The 14,179-nt window shown below is 57.8% G+C and carries 15 protein-coding genes; 8 read left to right on the top strand and 7 right to left on the bottom strand.

Translation table 11 applies throughout. The annotated features are described in order from the left end of the window. Nucleotides 1-8 precede the first annotated feature (8 nt). The 4 genes from LB462_RS19105 to LB462_RS19090 are packed head-to-tail and all read right to left on the bottom strand — an operon-like array spanning nucleotide 9 to nucleotide 1,544. On the bottom strand, nucleotides 9-482 hold the full coding sequence (locus LB462_RS19105; protein ID WP_224511245.1) for an SRPBCC family protein: 474 nt from the start codon (nucleotides 480-482) through the stop codon (nucleotides 9-11). A 4-nt stretch (nucleotides 483-486) separates the two neighbouring features. Continuing rightward, nucleotides 487-819 (bottom strand): ArsR/SmtB family transcription factor, encoded by a 333-nt coding sequence (locus LB462_RS19100; protein WP_112529664.1) that lies wholly within the window; start codon nucleotides 817-819, stop codon nucleotides 487-489. Nucleotides 820-868: 49 nt separating this feature from the next. Beyond that, a complete protein-coding gene (locus tag LB462_RS19095) occupies nucleotides 869-1,063 on the bottom strand; it encodes a glutathione S-transferase (RefSeq protein ID WP_224511243.1) in 195 nt (64 codons plus the stop codon). Nucleotides 1,064-1,082: 19 nt separating this feature from the next. Continuing rightward, the gene (locus tag LB462_RS19090; protein WP_224511242.1) at nucleotides 1,083-1,544 is read right to left on the bottom strand and encodes an OsmC family protein; all 462 of its coding nucleotides are present in this window, start codon (nucleotides 1,542-1,544) and stop codon (nucleotides 1,083-1,085) included. Nucleotides 1,545-1,646: 102 nt separating this feature from the next. Between LB462_RS19090 and LB462_RS19085 the strand changes: the two genes are divergently transcribed. Next, a complete protein-coding gene (locus tag LB462_RS19085) occupies nucleotides 1,647-2,429 on the top strand; it encodes an SDR family oxidoreductase (protein ID WP_224511240.1) in 783 nt (260 codons plus the stop codon). 11 nt (nucleotides 2,430-2,440) lie between these two features. On the opposite strand, the gene LB462_RS19080 is transcribed toward LB462_RS19085, so the two are convergent. The 3 genes from LB462_RS19080 to rutR all read right to left on the bottom strand — a co-directional run bounded on the left by LB462_RS19080 (nucleotide 2,441) and on the right by rutR (nucleotide 6,566). Continuing rightward, nucleotides 2,441-3,127 (bottom strand): response regulator, encoded by a 687-nt coding sequence (locus LB462_RS19080; RefSeq protein WP_224511238.1) that lies wholly within the window; start codon nucleotides 3,125-3,127, stop codon nucleotides 2,441-2,443. Beyond that, complete coding sequence (locus LB462_RS19075) at nucleotides 3,124-5,802, bottom strand: ATP-binding protein (RefSeq protein WP_224511236.1); 2,679 nt, start codon at nucleotides 5,800-5,802, stop codon at nucleotides 3,124-3,126. The genes LB462_RS19080 and LB462_RS19075 overlap by 4 nt, the downstream gene beginning before the upstream one ends. Before the next feature lie 110 nt (nucleotides 5,803-5,912). Continuing rightward, nucleotides 5,913-6,566, bottom strand: coding sequence for an HTH-type transcriptional regulator RutR (gene rutR / locus LB462_RS19070; RefSeq protein WP_224511234.1), 654 nt, complete (start codon nucleotides 6,564-6,566; stop codon nucleotides 5,913-5,915). Between the two features lie 205 nt (nucleotides 6,567-6,771). On the opposite strand from rutR, the gene aptA reads away from it, so the two are divergent. From aptA to LB462_RS19035, 7 genes are read left to right on the top strand one after another with little or no spacing between them, the layout of a single operon-like run. Further along, entirely contained in the window at nucleotides 6,772-8,097 is a 1,326-nt protein-coding gene (gene aptA, locus LB462_RS19065; RefSeq protein ID WP_224511232.1) for an omega-aminotransferase AptA, read from the top strand. A gap of 11 nt (nucleotides 8,098-8,108) precedes the next feature. Beyond that, on the top strand, nucleotides 8,109-9,356 hold the full coding sequence (locus tag LB462_RS19060; protein WP_224511230.1) for a Zn-dependent hydrolase: 1,248 nt from the start codon (nucleotides 8,109-8,111) through the stop codon (nucleotides 9,354-9,356). Between the two features lie 58 nt (nucleotides 9,357-9,414). Then, on the top strand, nucleotides 9,415-10,869 hold the full coding sequence (hydA, locus tag LB462_RS19055) for a dihydropyrimidinase (protein WP_224511228.1): 1,455 nt from the start codon (nucleotides 9,415-9,417) through the stop codon (nucleotides 10,867-10,869). Nucleotides 10,870-10,909: 40 nt separating this feature from the next. Next, nucleotides 10,910-11,710 (top strand): ABC transporter ATP-binding protein, encoded by an 801-nt coding sequence (locus tag LB462_RS19050; protein ID WP_224511226.1) that lies wholly within the window; start codon nucleotides 10,910-10,912, stop codon nucleotides 11,708-11,710. Nucleotides 11,711-11,726: 16 nt separating this feature from the next. After that, nucleotides 11,727-12,188 carry a GNAT family N-acetyltransferase gene (locus tag LB462_RS19045; protein WP_224511224.1) on the top strand — a complete coding sequence of 154 codons (462 nt, stop codon included), beginning with the start codon at nucleotides 11,727-11,729 and terminating at the stop codon, nucleotides 12,186-12,188. After that, the gene (locus LB462_RS19040; protein WP_224511222.1) at nucleotides 12,185-13,060 is read left to right on the top strand and encodes an ABC transporter permease; all 876 of its coding nucleotides are present in this window, start codon (nucleotides 12,185-12,187) and stop codon (nucleotides 13,058-13,060) included. The genes LB462_RS19045 and LB462_RS19040 overlap by 4 nt, the downstream gene beginning before the upstream one ends. After that, the gene (locus LB462_RS19035; protein WP_224511220.1) at nucleotides 13,057-14,157 is read left to right on the top strand and encodes an ABC transporter permease; all 1,101 of its coding nucleotides are present in this window, start codon (nucleotides 13,057-13,059) and stop codon (nucleotides 14,155-14,157) included. The genes LB462_RS19040 and LB462_RS19035 overlap by 4 nt, the downstream gene beginning before the upstream one ends. Nucleotides 14,158-14,179: the final 22 nt, after the last annotated feature.

The following is a 14,179-nucleotide window of genomic DNA, read 5'->3' as shown; positions in this document are numbered from 1 at the left end:
ACAGTGGGTCAAGCGTTGACGCCCGTGTTTTCCAGGGATCTGCCCAATGCATCCACGAGTTCTTCCATGCCTTGCCTGCGCATGGACGGGTCGTCGAAGCCGTCGAGATAGGCACCTTGTTCGGTCAGCACCAGCCTCGTGCCGCTGCCCTCCGGGCGAAGCTCGATCGTCGCAAGTGACACCGAGATGCGTTTGTCGTCGAGGTGCATGTCATAGGTGTATATGATGCGCTCATCCGGCACGATGTCCTGGTAGACGGCTACAAAGGTGTGCACCGGCCCGCCCTTCGGACCGCCGCTGCTGATCTCCCGCCCGCCAACACGGAAATCCATTTCATACTTGCCCTGGCCCCATTCATCGGGACCGCCAAACCATTTGGCCTTTGCCTGCTTGTCGCTGAGCGCAAAAAATACGCGCGCTGGAGAGGCCGAATAGCTGCGTTCGAGGACGAAGGTGTCGTGTGTCACGGATCGTTTTGTCATTGATCTATCCTTTTTCCTGATCAGCGAGAAAATCACCCAGTCTGTCGAGGCGATGTTCCCAGGTCTTGCGCCGTTCCAGCATCCACTCTTCCGCGGTTTGCAGAGCTGCCCATTCGATATGGCAGGTGCGAACGCGCCCGATCTTTTCCGAGCGGATAAGTCCGCTTGCCTCCAGCACCTGTAGATGCTGAACCACCGCTGGCAGTGACATGGCAAACGGCTTGGCGAGTTCGCTGACCGAGGCCGGTCCGCGGCTCAGCCGCTCAACCATGATGCGACGCGAGGGATCCGCCAGCGCCTGGAACATGAGATCGAGTGGTGCTTGTTGGTTAAGCATATACTTAAGTATTTTGATCCAGGAAAATTGTCAATGGAATTTTTTGGTTCTAGACGCTTTCGTAACCTCGGCGCTGGAGCGCCGCCTCGAAATGATTAATCGCTTTTTCGAACTTGTCACGGCAGCCCGTGTTGCAGAATCCAACGACTGCGCCGTTGTAAAGCGTCAAGCTATCCCCCTTAATCGGATCGCCCGACCAAGGGCAGGTGGTGTTGATGGCATCGCCGATCTTGAGTTCAGACATGATATTTCCTCCTATGAGTTCAGACAGGCTGAACGTCGATATGGGTGAGCACGGAATTGGCAATGAAACATTGCTCGTGCGCTTCGTGGTGCAGGTGTTGCTCAGTCTCCGCATCGGGCGCGGCACCTGCATAGGATACATGCGGTTTCAGCGTGACGCGGCTGACATAGAGCTGGCCTTTGTCGTTCTTGGCGAGTTCGCCTTCAGCGGCATCGCGGTATTCGTCAATGACAAATCCCCTCTTGGCGGCGCCGCTGAGAAAAAACAGCATGTGGCAGCTCGACAGTGACGCGACGTAAGCCTCTTCGGGATCCACATTCTCCGCCGTGGAATAGGGCAGGCGGACAATATGCGGTGAAGACGAAGCCGGCACCTCGGCACCGCCGTCAAACAGCCAGACATGCGCCCGGCTATATTTGTTGTCGGTGAAGGCAGCGCCTTCCGGCCGCGTCCACAGAACAGTTGCACCGAATGTCGTCATGGCTTTGGGTTTCCCGAATACGATTTTGTTTGAGGTCAAGCTTGTCAAAACATGCTGGAATTGTCGATAAGGGATGACACGGGAACAACCGGCGAGGACATCATGGATCTGGGTATCAAAGGCAAGCGCGCCATCGTCTGCGCAAGTTCAAAGGGACTTGGTCGCGGCGTTGCAGAAAAACTGGCCGAGGCTGGCGTCGACTTGACGCTGAATGCACGCACCGAGGCAACGTTGCGCGCCACGGCCAATGAGATTGCCGACAAATACGGCGTCAGGGTTCAGATCGTTGCCGAGGATGTGACGACGGAAACCGGGCGCAACGCACTGCTGAAGGCCGAACCGCAACCGGATATCCTCGTCAACAATGCAGGTGGTCCGCCAGCAGGCAACTGGTCCGAATGGGGCGAGGAGGAATGGCTGAAGGCGATCAACAACAATATGCTGACGCCGATCCTTTTGATGAACGCGATCTTGCCCGGCATGATCGAGCGGAAATGGGGCCGCGTGCTCAATATTACGTCGGGCTCGGTGAAATCTCCGATCTCTTCGCTTGGGCTTTCCAACGCCGCTCGCAATGGTTTGACAGGTTTCGTTGCCGGCACTGCGCGGCAAGTGGCCAAGCATGGTGTGATCATCAACAATATTCTTCCCGGGTCCCATGACACGGATCGGACCAAGGGCTTTCTGGAGCGCACGGCGCAGGCCAAGGGTATTTCCATCGAGGCGGCGCGCGCCGAAGCCTATGCGGAAAATCCTGCCGGGCGGTATGGCACAGCCGAAGAATTCGGTGCGGCGGCGGCTTTTCTATGCAGCCAGTATTCCGGTTTTATCGTCGGCCAGAACCTGTTGCTCGACGGTGGTGCCTACAATTCGACGCAGGGATAGAACGACTCATTTCACTCCGCGATAAACCGATAGCCCACGCCGGCTTCGGTGCGGATAAATTGCGGATTGTTGGCGTCGTCTTCGATCTTGGCACGCAACTGGCCCACGAAGACGCGCAAATATTGCAAATCGTGCACATGTGCAGCGCCCCAGACCGAGGCGAGGAGCTGGCGGTGCGTGACCACCATGCCCGCATGCAATACCAGATGCACGAGCAGCTGGTATTCTTTGCGGGTCAGATGCACTTCCTCGCCGTTGCGGCTGACAATCCGCTTGACCATATCAACGACAAGCCCATTGGCTTCGAACCGTGAGGGAACGCTCGTGCCGGCCACTTGCTGGCGCAGCGCCGTGCGTATGCGCGCCAAGAGCTCGCCGATGCCAAAGGGCTTCTCGACATAATCATTGGCACCGAGGTCGAGGGACGCGATCTTTTCGGCCTCGCGGTCACGAGCCGACAGAACGATGATTGGCACTTCAGAAAATGCACGTACCGTCTCGATCACTTCCTTGCCGTCCTTGTCAGGGAGGCCAAGGTCGAGGATGATCAGATCCGGCGCACTGGTCGCAGCCAGCCGCTCGGCCTCGGCGCCGGTAGAAGCCAGGATCACCTCGTAGCCCGATGCAGTGAGGGCAGGGTTTAGAAAACGCTGGATCTGCGGCTCGTCATCGACGACCAGAATACGATGCTGGTTCATGTCATCGTCTCGTCAGGATTGGCGACAGGAAGCCGGATAATGAACCGCGTTCCGCGTTTGCGAATGGCGGGGCTTTCCGCCTTGATCGTACCGCCCATGGACTCAATAAAACCACGAGAGATGGAAAGGCCCAACCCTGTCCCCGGCGCGCGGCCGTCGCCTTTGACGCGCCGGTAGAACTTGTCGAAAATCTTGTCGAGATCCTTAGGTGGGATGCCCCTTCCTTGATCCGTGATACTGATGGCAACTTCCGGACCATCCTGCTTTGCATAGACGGCGATCGGACCATCCCCGGCGTATTTCGTCGCATTGTCCAAAAGGTTGAACAAGGTCTGGCCGAGCAGAGAAGCATCGCCGTTCACCATAGGCAAATCCGAGGCGATGCTCGTGTCGATGGCAATACCGGGTTTGAGCTTTTTGGTGCGCTCAATCGAAGACAAGATAATTTCAGCCGCATCGACGGGAAGATTGTTGGCCTTGAGCGTTCCTGCCTCAATCCGCGTCATATCGAACAGGTTGGCGACGAAGCGGTTCAATCGCCCGGCTTCTTCCTCGATGGAAAGCAAGAGGTCGTCACGCGTATCGGCTTTGATGCGGCTGCCCAACTGCCGGAGCGTGGTAACCGCGCCGGTAATCGAGGCAAGCGGTGTCTTCAGATCATGTGAAAGAGATGAGAACAGTGCCGTGTGCAGCTTATCGCTCTCCTGCAATGCGGCTGTTTTAGCATTTTCCCGTACGAGCTGCGCGCGATCGATGGCGATGGCAGTCTGATCGAGAATCGCGGTGAGCATGCGGTCGTCGTTCTCGCCCAGAGCCGCACGATCCTGCGTGGACAGGCCCAGTACTCCAGCCACGCCATTCGAAGTGAGAATGGGCAGAAACTGCCATCCGATCTGCGGCAGCGTTGCCGTATCAGAACCCGCGCGCTCGTTCTTTTCGTAAGCCCAGCGTACCGCCGTCATATCCGTGCCATCCAAAGTCAGGTCCGGCGGCCATGCCGTCTGCAGCGAAAGCTCGCCATCATAAGGCATCAGGATGACAACACCGGTTCCAAAGGTCGAGTGCAAATGCGTGGCGGTGGAAATCAGAACATCATCGAGCCGCGCCGTGCCGGATAGCTTGCGCGAAAATTCATAGAGCGCCTGTGTATTCTTCGCCTGGTTGCGCGATCGGGCGACCTGGTCGCGCAGGCGACCGGCAAGATCCCCGATCATCAAGGCAACGCCGAGAAAGATGATCAGCGAGAACAGTTGGTGCGGTTTTGCAATGCTCAGATCATGCAACGGTTCAAGGAAGAAGAAGTTGTAGAAAACGAAGGCGAGGCCAGCTGCGATCACCGCCGAAAGCCGTCCGCATATCATTGCCGAAAGGATAACGGCGACAAGAAACAGCATCGACAGATTTTGAGCGTGAACGATATCGCTGGCGGCGAGGCCGAGCAGTGTGGTCACACCGGTTGCTACAACGGGCAGCGCGATTGCCTTGGCAAGTTCGAGCCGGGTACGCTTGCGCATTGACGGCGGCACGTACGGGGTGCCCTGTTCCTCGCCAGTGACGATATGCACGCCAATATCGGTGAAACGCTTGATGATCTCGTCGGGCAGCGAACGCCGGAAAGGATTGGCGAACCGCGCTGACTTCGGGCGACCCACAACGATCTGCGTGACGTTTTCGCGCCGGGCAATGCGGAAAATTTCTTCGACGAAATCCTGCGCGATAACCCGCCGCGTTTCCGCACCGAGCCGTTCCGCCAAATCCAGAAGTTTGTCGAGGCGTTTGCTGGTTTCGCCACCAGCGTCGTTGGTCTGGGTCAGCGAGACCACCAGCCAACGGGCGTTCAATCCCGATGCGAGGCGGCTGGCCGTGCGAACGACTTTTTCGGAGAGGCTGTCGGGACCGACGCAGACGAGCAGCCGTTCTCCTGTCGCCCACGGCCCTTCGATAGCGTTCTGCCGCAACAGATCAATCATCTGGTCGTCGACGCGATCCGCTGTGCGCCTGAGCGCCAGTTCGCGGAGCGCCGTCAGATTGGCGGGTTTGAAGAAACCCACTGCCGCGCGCTCGGCATTGCCGGGCAGATAGACCTTGCCCTCCTTCAAGCGTGCGATGAGCTCTGCCGGCGGCAGGTCGACAAGCAAGACATCGTCGGCTCGCTTCAGGACAATATCCGGCACGATCTCTCGAACAGTCACGCCGGTAATGCTGGTGACGACATCTGACAGGCTTTCCAGATGCTGGACATTCATTGCTGTCCAGACATCGATGCCCTGCCAAAGCAGTTCCTCGATATCCTGATAACGTTTCGGATGGCGGCTGCCGGGAACATTGGTGTGAGCGAGCTCGTCCACGATGATAATTTTAGGCTTGCGGGCAATCGCCGCGTCGATATCGAACTCCTCCAGTACCTTGCCGCGATAGTTGACCTGCTTGCGCGGAATACCTTCAAGTCCATCGAGCAGTTCTGCCGTCTCGACCCGGCCATGCGTCTCGGCCAGACCGATGACGATGTCCGCGCCATCCTCCTTGAGACGGCGCGCTCGAAGCAGCATCGCATATGTCTTGCCCACACCGGGGGCAGCGCCCAGAAATACAGTCAGTTTGCCGCGCGTTTCGCGAGCGGCAAGTTGCAGCAATTTATCCGGATCTGGTCGATTTTTTTGACCTTGATCGGCCATATACGCCTCAAATTATTCGTTCCGTACGTGGAGCACCTGAACGTTTAGCCCAGCTCGGCTGCAAATGCCAAGAGCGAGTGCGCCTTCATAACGGTTCTGTGCTCATCGAGCTAATCTCGAGGCCTGATTCCGTTGAGAATAATGCTCAGTACCGCTTGTGCGGTTTGTTCCTTGAAACCTGGGCGCCCGACCTGGCTGCCCATGATCGCGCGAACTTGCACGTCGAAATCGGCATAATGCTGTGTCGTTGCCCAGATCATGAAGATGAGGTGATAGGGATCGACTGGCGCGAGTTTGCCTTCACCGACCCAGCGGCGGATCACAGCGGCTTTCTCATCAACCAGCGGTTTCAAATACTTGGTAAGAAAATCGCTGATTGCTGGCGCGCCATGCAGGACCTCGTTGGCGAACAACCGCGACGCTTCCGGGTGCGTTTCGGACATGTTGATCTTTAGAGTGATGTACTTGCGCAATTGCTCGATCGGATCGCCCTCCGCATCGATCTCGGCAAGCGGGGCCAGCCATTCCGTCAATGTCTCTTCAAGCAGCGTCACATAGATGTTCTGCTTGCGCGGGAAATAATAGAGCAGGTTCGGCTTCGACATGCCGGCTCGCTCGGCGATCTGGTCGATCGTTGTGCCGCGGAAGCCATACGTCGAGAAGATGTCGAGAGCCGCGTCGAGGATGAGTCGGCGGTTGATTTCCTGAATCCGCGTCGTCTTTTCCGGCGCTTCTTTCAGTTTTTTCCTCTCCGCCCTCGCCATTCCTAGCGTCCCTCTATTATTTGCCCAGACGGGCCTTTTCGTCGCATCCTGGAACTGCTCTAAAGACTTATAAAGCGCTTGACCGTCTTCCTATGCTCTTCTAGCCTGCATTTTGACCAACTAGTCAAGTTTTTGATTGTGCTGCAAGTTCAATCATTCGGGAACACAAAACAAGCGGTAACATCCGCTCTTCGGAGGCTTCACAATGTCTAAAGCGGCATACGGGACCAATAACCTTGAGGCGTTCTGGATGCCATTTACGGCAAACCGCCAGTTCAAGGAAAATCCTCGTCTTCTGGTCAGCGCCAAGGACATGCATTACAAATCACATGACGGCCGCGAGATACTCGATGGCACGGCCGGGCTGTGGTGCTGCAATGCCGGTCATGGCCGGCCCAAGATCGTGGAGGCCGTGCAGAAGCAAGTCGCCGAGCTTGACTATGCGCCGGCGTTTCAGATGGGCCATCCTAAGGCATTTGAGCTTGCCGCCCGCCTCGCTGCAATGCTGCCATCGCCGCTCGACCATGTGTTCTTCACCAATTCCGGCTCGGAGTCGGTCGATACGGCGCTGAAGATTGCGCTGGCATACCATCGCGCCAAGGGAAATGGTACCAAGGTCAAGCTGATCGGCCGCGAGCGCGGCTATCACGGCGTCGGTTTCGGCGGCATTTCGGTTGGCGGCATTTCCGGCAATCGCAAGACCTTCGGCAATGCGCTGGGTGGCATCGATCATATCCGCCACACGCACGATCTGGCGCGCAATGCCTATACGCGCGGCGAACCGGAATATGGCGCCGAGTTTGCCGATGACCTGGAAAAGGTGGTCGCGCTGCACGACGCTTCCAACATCGCGGCGGTTATCGTTGAGCCGGTCGCCGGATCGACCGGTGTCCTCATCCCGCCGAAGGGCTATTTGAAGCGCCTGCGCGAGATTTGCACCAAGCACGATATCCTGTTGATCTTCGATGAAGTCATCACCGGGTTCGGCCGTCTCGGCACGCCGTTTGCGGTCGACTACTTCGGGGTCGTTCCAGACCTTGTCACCACGGCAAAAGGCATCACCAGCGGCGTCATCCCGATGGGCGCGGTATTCGCATCGAAGCAGATCTACGAGACCTTCATGACCGGTCCGGAAAACATGATCGAGCTTTTCCACGGCTATACCTATTCCGGCCATCCCGTCGCCTGCGCTGCGGCGCTCGCGACGCTCGATACTTATGAAGAAGAAGGCCTTCTGACCCGCGCTTCCGAGATTGCAAGTTACTGGGAGGATGCGCTGCATGCGCTGAAGGGCCTGCCGCATGTCATCGACATCCGAAACCTCGGACTGATCGGCGCCATCGAGCTTGAGCCGATCGAAGGTGCGCCAACCAAGCGGGCTTTCCAGGCGTTCCTCAAGGCTTATGAAAAGGGTGTGCTGATCCGCACCACTGGCGATATCATCGCGCTTTCCCCGCCGCTGATCATCAGCAAGGGGCAGATCGAGCACCTCTTCGACACGCTGGCCGACGTTCTGAAAAATCTCGATTGAGGACTCTGGACATGGCGCTGACAGGAAATCTCCGTATCAACGGCGACCGTCTCTGGGACAGCCTGATGGAGATGGCCAAGATCGGGCCGGGCTTGCGCGGTGGCAACAACCGCCAGACCCTGACGGATGAAGATGGTGAAGGCCGCCGTCTGTTCCAGTCCTGGTGCGAGAAGGCAGGACTTTCCATGGGCGTCGACACCATGGGCAGCATGTTCTTCACCCGCGAGGGGACCGATCCCGATGCGCTGCCGGTCTATGTCGGTAGTCACCTTGATACCCAGCCGACGGGCGGAAAGTATGACGGCGTGCTTGGTGTGCTCGGCGGGCTCGAACTGATCCGCACGCTCAACGATCTCAATATCAAGACCAAGCATCCGATAGTCGTCGTCAACTGGACCAATGAGGAGGGCACGCGTTTTGCTCCGGCCATGCTGGCTTCGGGTGTCTTCGCGGGCATTCACGACCAGGAGTGGGCGTACAATCGCGAAGACGCCAAAGGCAAGAAGTTCGGTGACGAGCTGGAGCGCATCGGCTGGAAGGGCGATGAAAAGGTCGGCGCGCGCAAGATGCATGCCCTGTTCGAACTGCATATTGAGCAAGGTCCGATTCTTGAAGCCGAGAGCAAGGATATCGGCGTTGTTACGCACGGTCAGGGACTGTGGTGGCTGCAGATCACGTTGACCGGCAAGGAAAGCCATACGGGCTCGACGCCGATGCCGATGCGCAAGAACGCCGGGCTTGGTATGGCTCGTATCACCGAACTCGTCCACACTGTCGCCATGGCGCACCAGCCGAGTGCGGTCGGCGCAATCGGCCATGTTGATGTCTATCCAAACTCGCGCAATGTCATTCCCGGCAGGGTCGTATTCACGGTCGATATACGCTCTCCGGATCTTTCGACGCTGACGGCCATGAAGACGGAGATTGAGGACAAGGCGCCGAAAATCGCCAAGGAGCTCGGTCTGGAGATACTGATCGAAGAGGCCGGTCATTTCGATCCGGTGACTTTCGATGAAGGCTGCGTAACTGCGGTACGCAATGCGGCGGAGCGGCTTGGTTACAGCCACCGCAACATTGTCTCCGGCGCGGGGCACGATGCCTGCTGGATAAACCGTGTCGCTCCGACGTCGATGGTGATGTGTCCCTGTGTCGATGGACTCAGCCACAATGAGGACGAAGATATTTCAAAGGAATGGGCTGCTGCCGGCACCGATGTCCTGTTGCATGCGGTTCTGGAGAAGGCGGAAATCCAAGCCTGACCGATAGCCCAAACAGACAGCGACATGTTCGAAAAAGACCAAAAAGGGGAACGGACACATGGCTACGAAAGTGATCAAGGGCGGTACGATCATTGCCGCCGACCGCACGTACAAAGCGGATGTGCTGATCGACGGTGAGATCATCGCTGCCATTGGAGCGGACCTTTCCGGCGACGAGATTATCGATGCGACGGGCTGCTACCTGATGCCGGGCGGTATCGATCCGCATACCCATCTCGAAATGCCTTTCATGGGAACGCACTCCACCGACGATTTCGATACAGGCACATCAGCGGCGCTGGCGGGCGGGACAACGATGGTCGTTGATTTCGTCTTGCCGGGGTCAGATGGTCTGCTGGTCGCCTTGCAAGACTGGTTCCAGAAAGCTGGCAAGGCACGCACTGACTATTCTTTCCACATGGCCATCACCAGCTGGAACAAGCAGGTTTTCGACGAGATGCCGAAAGTGGTCGAGCGTGGCATCAACACCTTCAAGCACTTCATGGCCTATAAAGGTGCGCTGATGGTGGACGATGACGAGATGTTCGCCTCGTTCCTGCGTTGTGCCGAGATCGGCGCCATGCCCCTCGTCCATGCCGAGAATGGCGACGTGGTCGCCCACCTGCAGCAGAAGCTGCTGGCAGAAGGCAATAACGGACCAGAGGCGCACGCCTATTCACGCCCGCCGGAGGTGGAAGGCGAGGCTGCCAACCGCGCGATCATGATCGCTGATCAAGCGGGAGTGCCGCTCTACATCGTGCATGTTTCCTGCGAACAATCGCATGAAGCCATTCGCCGCGCCCGTGCCAAGGGCATGCGCGTCTACGGCGAGCCGCTGATTCAGCATCTGGTTCTGGACGAGAACGAGTACAAGAACGAGGATTGGGACTATGCTGCGCGGCGCGTCATGTCGCCGCCCTTCCGGGACAAGATCAATCAGAATGGTTTGTGGGCCGGCCTGGCTTCCGGTAGCCTGCAAGTCGTTGCCACGGACCACTGCGCGTTCACGACCGAGCAGAAACGCTTCGGTGTCGGCGATTTCACCAAGATTCCCAATGGAACGGGCGGGCTTGAAGACCGCATGCCTGTGCTGTGGACCAAAGGCGTGCTGACCGGACGGCTGACCCCGAATGAATTTGTGGCTGCGACATCGACGAATATTGCCCAGATACTCAACATTTACCCCCGCAAGGGCGCGATCCTCCCCGGCTCGGATGCCGACATTGTCATCTGGGATCCCAAAGCAAAAAAAGTCATATCGGCAAAGACCCAGAAATCGGCCATCGATTATAATGTCTTCGAAGGCATTGAAGTTACCGGCCTCCCGCGCATGACACTCTCGCGCGGAAACATCGCCTACAAGGACGGCGAAGTACTGGCGCCCACTGGCAGCGGACGTTTCGTTGAACGCGAAGCCAACCCATCTCAAAACCGCGCACTTTCCACTTGGAAGGAATTGACGGCTCCGCGTAGAGTGGAGCGCGATCCGAAAAACATTCCGGCAGGCGTATAGACCTATGTCCGTTGTCACGCTCCGACCCAAGGCGAAACCAATGCCACAAGCGGCCAAAAACGTGATCGACGTCAAGGACCTGTCACTGGTCTTCGAGACGAATGATGGGCCCGTTAACGCCTTGTCGAATATCAACCTTTCTGTCGATGGCGGTGAATTCGTTTCATTCATCGGCCCGTCCGGCTGCGGCAAGACCACGCTGCTGCGTGTGATCGCCGATCTCGAGCAGCCAACATCCGGCGCGATTTCCGTCAACGGCATGACGCCGTCCGAGGCACGGCAGAAGCGCGCATACGGCTATGTATTCCAGGCGGCAGCGCTTTACCCTTGGCGGACGATCGCCGGCAATATTTCCTTGCCGCTTGAGGTAATGGGCATTCCGAAGGCGGAGCGGAAGGACCGTATCGCCAGGAATCTGGAACTGGTCAATCTTTCAGGCTTTGAGAAGAAGTTTCCATGGCAATTGTCCGGCGGCATGCAGCAGCGTGCCTCCATCGCCCGCGCGCTCTCCTTTGATCCCCACCTTCTTCTGATGGATGAGCCCTTTGGTGCGCTCGATGAGATTGTTCGCGATCATCTCAATGAGGAGTTGTTGAAGCTTTGGGCGAAGACGCAGAAGACCGTGGTCTTCGTTACCCATTCCATTCCTGAGGCTGTATTCCTGTCCACGAAGATCGTTGTAATGAGCCCGCGTCCAGGACGCATTCACGAGGTCATCGACTGCAATCTCGGCTCGGAACGTACGCTCGACATTCGTGAATCGCCAGAGTTCCTCGAAATTGCCCATCGCGTTCGCGAAGGTTTGCGTCACGGCCATTCCTACGACCAGGCGCATCTATGACGCTACAGCGAGGCACATGATGATCATTCGTGCCGCCAAACTGCGCGACATGTCCGAATGCGCAGAAATCGTCAACGCGTGGATCGATGCGACGAAATGGATGCCGCGCGTTCACCCGAAGGAAGATGTCGCGGAGTTTTATCGCGATACTGTCTTCTCGAGGTTCCAGGTCTTTGTGGCCGAGAATGACAATCACGTTGCTGGAATGGTTGCGCTCGCCCCGGACAACACCGTCAGTGCGCTCTACGTACGTGCAAGCGAACGTCGCACAGGCGTAGGCAAGGCATTGCTCGATCACGCGAAGAAAGAGGCTGGCGGTCCGGTTGAACTATGGACATTCGTCGCAAACCGCGATGCGCAGGCCTTCTATGAACGCGAGGGGTTCAAGGAAATACGGCGCACCGAGGGCGATAATGAGGAGAACCTGCCCGATATCCTCTATCGATGGCAGCCGGTTGGCCCGGAGACGACGCCATGAACTTCGTCCGCAACAGCGTCATACCGGTGGGAACAGTGCTGATTGGCATTCTCGCACTGTGGTACGTGTTCACCGTCATCCTCAATGCCCCTTTTGAACGCGATCAGGCAGCGCGAGCAAACACGACGATTTCGACTGGCCAGCTGATCGAGAATACCATGGCTCAGGAGCGCCCGGTCCTTCCAGCCCCGCATCAGGTGGCGGCGGAAATCCGCAAGACTGTCTTCGACATCAGCCCGACATCCAAGCGCAGCCTCGTCTACCATGGCTGGGTGACGCTTTCATCGACGCTGCTTGGCTTTGGCCTAGGAACGCTTCTCGGGATTCTTCTCGCGATCGCCATTGTCCATTCGCGCACGCTCGACAAAAGCCTTATGCCGTGGATCATCACGTCACAAACTGTGCCGATCCTTGCAATCGCGCCGATGATCATCGTTGTGCTGAATGCAGTGAATATTACCGGACTGCTGCCCAAGGCGATGATTTCGACCTACCTGTCGTTCTTTCCTGTCGCCGTAGGCATGGTGAAAGGCCTGCGGTCGCCCGAGATCATGTATCTCGACCTGATGCGCACCTATAACGCTTCAAAGGCGCAGGTGTTCTGGAAGCTGCGCTGGCCCGCCTCCATGCCTTATCTATTCACGTCGATGAAGATCGCTGTCGCCATCAGCCTCGTCGGCGCCATTGTCGGGGAATTGCCGACTGGCGCGGTGGCTGGCATTGGCGCGCGTCTGCTTGCCGGGTCCTACTATGGCCAGACCGTTCAGATCTGGGCAGCGCTGATTGTGGCAGCGCTGATGGCGGCGGTTCTCGTCAGCCTGATCGGCTTGATCGCTACATTCGTCAACCGGCGCATGGGAGTGCGGGCATGAAGCGTTCACCGCTCGCGATTGTCGCTTTCCTGCTCGCGGCGGCGGCGTTGGTGCTGCCGACCGGCGCCGACGCGCCGGGAGTCTTCTTCTTCGCAACGCCTGCCTTGTTGTTCGCGGCATCCGCCTTGGCGCTCTTCGCTTCTGCTTCGAACAGTTCTCTGATCGCGCTGCTGATACTGGTCCACTTGGCGGCAATCTTCCTGATCGGCTTGCTTGGCTCCTTCGCAATGGCGCCTCCCGCTATCGGCTATTGGTGTATGGTGGTCGCTGCATGGTTGCTTGCCTGGCTTGCCGTGCAGAGATTGGCTGGATTGCGGCTCAAATCCGTAGCTCTGCAGCGAATAGTCAACCTCGCGCTGCCGGTTTTGTTCGGCGCATGGCTGCTGATCCTCTGGGAGATCGTTGTCCGCGGCTTTGGTGTGCCGCCGATACTGCTGCCACCGCCTTCCATGATTGCAGCGCGGATTGCCGGATCGGTGCCAACCCTCTGGGCAGACTTCCAGCAAACCTTCCTGAAGGCTGCGATCGCCGGCTATGTGATTGGCTGCGGATCGGGCTTTCTCGCGGCTATCGTCGTTGACCGCGTTCCTTTCCTGCGCAAGGGCCTGTTGCCGGTCGGCAATCTCGTTGCGGCACTTCCCGTCGTTGGCATCGCACCGATCATGGTGATGTGGTTTGGCTCTTACTGGGAATCGAAAGCGGCAGTGGTCGTCATCATGACGTTCTTCCCGATGCTGGTGAACACCGTCGCAGGTCTTGCCGCGTCCGGCGCCATGGAGCGCGATCTCATGCGCACTTATGGTTCGAACTACACTCAGACCCTGTTCAAGCTGCGCTTGCCGGCAGCCATGCCGTTCATCTTCAATGCCCTGAAGATCAATTCGACGCTGGCGTTGATCGGGGCAATTGTCGCGGAATTCTTCGGCTCGCCGATTGTCGGCATGGGCTTTCGCATCTCGGCCGAGGTCGGGCGCATGAATGTCGATATGGTATGGGCAGAAATATTTGTTGCAGCCCTCGCGGGGTCGCTATCCTATGGGCTGATCACACTCATCGAAAGGGCCGTCACCTTCTGGCATCCTTCCTATCGAACCTAAAAAACAAGAACAGAGGAGAACT

The sequence above is a fragment of the Phyllobacterium chamaecytisi genome, from assembly GCF_020164455.1.
GTDB classification, from domain to species: Bacteria; Pseudomonadota; Alphaproteobacteria; order Rhizobiales; family Rhizobiaceae; genus Phyllobacterium; species Phyllobacterium chamaecytisi.
Note: the sequence above shows the minus strand (reverse complement) of the source record. Positions and strands in the feature narration are given on the sequence as shown.

What these genes read in the sequence shown, in the direction of transcription:
- LB462_RS19105 (WP_224511245.1), bottom strand. Translation starts at nt 482, where the DNA reads ATGACAAAACGATCCGTGACACACGACACCTTCGTCCTCGAACGCAGC.
- LB462_RS19100 (WP_112529664.1), bottom strand. Translation starts at nt 819, where the DNA reads ATGCTTAACCAACAAGCACCACTCGATCTCATGTTCCAGGCGCTGGCG.
- LB462_RS19040 (WP_224511222.1), top strand. Translation starts at nt 12,185, where the DNA reads ATGAACTTCGTCCGCAACAGCGTCATACCGGTGGGAACAGTGCTGATT.
- LB462_RS19095 (WP_224511243.1), bottom strand. Translation starts at nt 1,063, where the DNA reads ATGTCTGAACTCAAGATCGGCGATGCCATCAACACCACCTGCCCTTGG.
- LB462_RS19075 (WP_224511236.1), bottom strand. Translation starts at nt 5,802, where the DNA reads ATGGCCGATCAAGGTCAAAAAAATCGACCAGATCCGGATAAATTGCTG.
- LB462_RS19080 (WP_224511238.1), bottom strand. Translation starts at nt 3,127, where the DNA reads ATGAACCAGCATCGTATTCTGGTCGTCGATGACGAGCCGCAGATCCAG.
- rutR (WP_224511234.1), bottom strand. Translation starts at nt 6,566, where the DNA reads ATGGCGAGGGCGGAGAGGAAAAAACTGAAAGAAGCGCCGGAAAAGACG.
- LB462_RS19035 (WP_224511220.1), top strand. Translation starts at nt 13,057, where the DNA reads ATGAAGCGTTCACCGCTCGCGATTGTCGCTTTCCTGCTCGCGGCGGCG.
- LB462_RS19050 (WP_224511226.1), top strand. Translation starts at nt 10,910, where the DNA reads ATGCCACAAGCGGCCAAAAACGTGATCGACGTCAAGGACCTGTCACTG.
- LB462_RS19060 (WP_224511230.1), top strand. Translation starts at nt 8,109, where the DNA reads ATGGCGCTGACAGGAAATCTCCGTATCAACGGCGACCGTCTCTGGGAC.
- aptA (WP_224511232.1), top strand. Translation starts at nt 6,772, where the DNA reads ATGTCTAAAGCGGCATACGGGACCAATAACCTTGAGGCGTTCTGGATG.
- LB462_RS19090 (WP_224511242.1), bottom strand. Translation starts at nt 1,544, where the DNA reads ATGACGACATTCGGTGCAACTGTTCTGTGGACGCGGCCGGAAGGCGCT.
- LB462_RS19085 (WP_224511240.1), top strand. Translation starts at nt 1,647, where the DNA reads ATGGATCTGGGTATCAAAGGCAAGCGCGCCATCGTCTGCGCAAGTTCA.
- hydA (WP_224511228.1), top strand. Translation starts at nt 9,415, where the DNA reads ATGGCTACGAAAGTGATCAAGGGCGGTACGATCATTGCCGCCGACCGC.
- LB462_RS19045 (WP_224511224.1), top strand. Translation starts at nt 11,727, where the DNA reads ATGATGATCATTCGTGCCGCCAAACTGCGCGACATGTCCGAATGCGCA.